Consider the following 2724-nt stretch of genomic DNA (forward strand, 5'->3'; position numbering starts at 1 on the left):
AAGCGGGCGTGGTCGAACCCGATCTGGCGCTGATCGCGGCGGTCAGCCTTCCGCGCACGCCGACCGTGCGCGGCCCCGCGCCGCAGCCAACCGGCTTCCGGAGGTTGCAGCAAGCGGGTAACAAGCTCGCGACCGAGGTCACCGGAGAAGGCACATGGCGAAGAGCATGAACAGGCAACCATCGCGGACCGGGGCGGTCGTGCGAGCGGCGCTCCTGCTGCTGGCGCTGGCCTCCTGCGCACCGCGTCCGGACACCTCGGCGCTGATCCCGGTCGCGCGCCCCGAGGGCGCCGACGTGGTCCGCGTCTACGTCGCCACCACGCGGGCGCCGCTGGCGCCGCCGTCCATCGGCTTTTCCTCCCAGCCGTCGCTGGCGGTGAGCTATCGCTACTACGACATCTCGGTGCCGACGACCCCCTCGGCGCGCGAGGTGTTCTGGAACGACGGCACGCCGGACCCGACGCAGGATTACCTCGTGGTGGGCACCGGCGCGCTCGACCGCAGGGCGTTCCTTGCCGAGACCGGACGCGCGGTGGCGCAGAGCCCCTCGTCCGAGCCCACGGTCTTTGTCCACGGTTTCAACTACCGCTTCGCCGAGGCGCTGCTGCGGCTGGCGCAGTACAGCAAGGAGGCGGGGATGACCTCGCCGCCGATCCTGTTATCGGGGCCGTCCAAGGGGCACACGCTGGAATATGTCGCCGACCGGCAGGAGGCCGCGCTGTCGCGCGATGCGCTGGCGGACCTCATCGTCGATCTCGACCCGCAGCGCGGCCGCACCCTGCTGGCCTCGCATTCCATGGGAAGCTGGCTCACCATGGAGGCGCTGCGCACGCTGGCGCTGCGCGGCGAGGACCGGGTGGTCAACAACGCCGAGGTCGTGCTGATCGCCCCCGATATCGACGTGCTGGTCTTCCGCGAGCAGCTCTCGGCGCTGCCCGATCTCGAGACGCCGATCTCGGTCATGGTCTCGAAGGACGACCGCGCGCTGCGGCTCTCGTCGCGGCTCGCCTCGAAGCGGCCGCGGCTGGGGGCGGTGGACGTCGAGAACCCCGTTGCGCTCGAGCGGGCGCTGGAATCGCAGGTGCGCATCGTCGACATCTCGACGCTGCCGGCGGCGACCGCCATGCTGCATGACCGCAGCCACGAGCTCGCGCGGCTCTACCAGACGCTGCGCAAGGACGGCGGCACCATCGAGTCGGTGACCGTGGCCGGAGCCTACGTTCTGGATTCGCTCGGCAACGGGCTCATCGACGTCGGGGCCTCGCTCACCGGCAACTGATCGGCGGCGTCGCGGCGCTGCAGCCCGGCGTCGCGCACGATGGTGGCGATCTCGCGCAGCTGCGCCGCCAGCGGGTTGGAGCGCCGCCAGACCATGCCGACGGTGCGCCGGGGGCGGGGCTCGGGCAAGCGGGCGAGCGAGACCTGCGCCGAGCGCGTCTCGATCGGCAGCGCCATCTCGGGGATCAGCGTGATGCCGATGCCCGCGCCCACCATCTGCACCAGCGTCGAGAGCGAGCTGCCCTCCATCAGGTCGCGGCTGACCGAGGGCGAGAGCTTGCAATAGGACAGGGCCTGGTCGCGGAAGCAGTGACCCTCCTCAAGCAGCAGCAGCCGCATCTCGTGCAGCATGTCCGGCCGCGGCACCGGCTTGCGCGCGTCTTGGGCGGCGCGCACCAGCACGAATTCCTCGTCGAAAAGCGGCACCTCCTCGAGCGAGGGTTCCGAGATCGGCAGGGCGACGATGGCGGTGTCGAGCCGGGCGTCGAGCAGGTCGCGGATCAGGGTGCCGGTGACCGCCTCGCGCGGGCGCAGGTCGAGCCCCGGGTAGCGGTCGGTCAGAGCGGTGATGACGGCGGGCAGCAGGTAGGGCGCGACGGTGGGGATCACCCCGATCCGCAGCCGCCCCGCCAGCGGCCCCTGCGAGGCGCGGGCGAGATCGCCGAGGTCGTCGACGGCGCGCAATATCTCGCGCGCGCGGGTGGCGAAATCCTCGCCAAGCGTGGTCAGCCGGATCTGCCGGGCGCCGCGTTCCACGAGCGGAGCGCCGATGATGTCCTCGAGTTCCCGGATCTGCATCGACAGCGCCGGCTGGCTGATCGCGCAGACCTCGGCGGCGCGGCCGAAGTGGCCGACCCGGGCGAGGGCCTCGAAATAGCGGAGGTGTTTCATCGACAGAGGTATCATAAGCTCTGCTTATCGGATGTTTAAGAAAATGCAATTGGGAATGATGAAACTCCGATGGTAGAACGATTCTAGGTTGGCAGAGGGGGCCAGCACACATGACGCGATACATCGTCATGCTACGGTCGCCTCAACGAACCTAATGAGAATTGCTTGGAGCGAGTCCCGGAGGACATCATGGACGGAAACAACGTGGGTGGGGGCAAATGCCCCGTGATGCACGGCAGCCAGACTGCCATGGGCAAATCGGTGATGGATTGGTGGCCGAACGCGCTGAACCTGGACATCCTTCACCAGCATGACACCAAGACCAACCCGATGGGCCCGGACTTCGATTACCACGAAGCCCTGAAGTCGCTCGACGTCGAGGCGCTGAAGAACGACCTGCGCGCGCTGATGAACGAGAGCCAGGAGTGGTGGCCGGCCGACTGGGGCTCGTACGTGGGCATGTTCGCCCGCGTGGCGTGGCACGCCGCGGGCTCGTATCGCCTGGCCGACGGTCGTGGCGGTGGCGGCACCGGCAACCAGCGCTTCGCGCCGCTG

The 2724-nt window shown here is 69.1% G+C and carries 2 protein-coding genes and 1 pseudogene; 2 read left to right on the plus strand and 1 reads right to left on the minus strand.

The window, feature by feature from the left end; translation table 11 throughout:
* The first annotated feature begins 154 nt into the window (after positions 1-154).
* The gene (locus HC022_RS23480) at positions 155-1279 is read left to right on the plus strand and encodes an alpha/beta hydrolase (RefSeq protein ID WP_167454012.1); all 1125 of its coding nucleotides are present in this window, start codon (positions 155-157) and stop codon (positions 1277-1279) included.
* On the opposite strand, the gene HC022_RS23485 is transcribed toward HC022_RS23480, so the two are convergent.
* Positions 1216-2184, minus strand: coding sequence for a hydrogen peroxide-inducible genes activator (locus tag HC022_RS23485; protein WP_167454013.1), 969 nt, complete (start codon positions 2182-2184; stop codon positions 1216-1218). The genes HC022_RS23480 and HC022_RS23485 overlap by 64 nt on opposite strands.
* 174 nt (positions 2185-2358) lie before the next feature.
* Between HC022_RS23485 and HC022_RS23490 the strand changes: the two are divergent.
* Positions 2359-2724 (plus strand): annotated as a pseudogene (locus HC022_RS23490) (catalase-peroxidase); the annotation flags it as partial.

Origin of the sequence: Salipiger sp. HF18, from assembly GCF_011806505.1 — a bacterium.
In the GTDB taxonomy this organism is placed as follows: domain Bacteria; phylum Pseudomonadota; class Alphaproteobacteria; order Rhodobacterales; family Rhodobacteraceae; genus Salipiger; species Salipiger thiooxidans.

Bases quoted from the DNA above. Each gene is read 5' to 3' on its own strand.
- HC022_RS23480 (WP_167454012.1), top strand. From the start codon at position 155: ATGGCGAAGAGCATGAACAGGCAACCATCGCGGACCGGGGCGGTCGTG.
- HC022_RS23485 (WP_167454013.1), bottom strand. From the start codon at position 2,184: ATGATACCTCTGTCGATGAAACACCTCCGCTATTTCGAGGCCCTCGCC.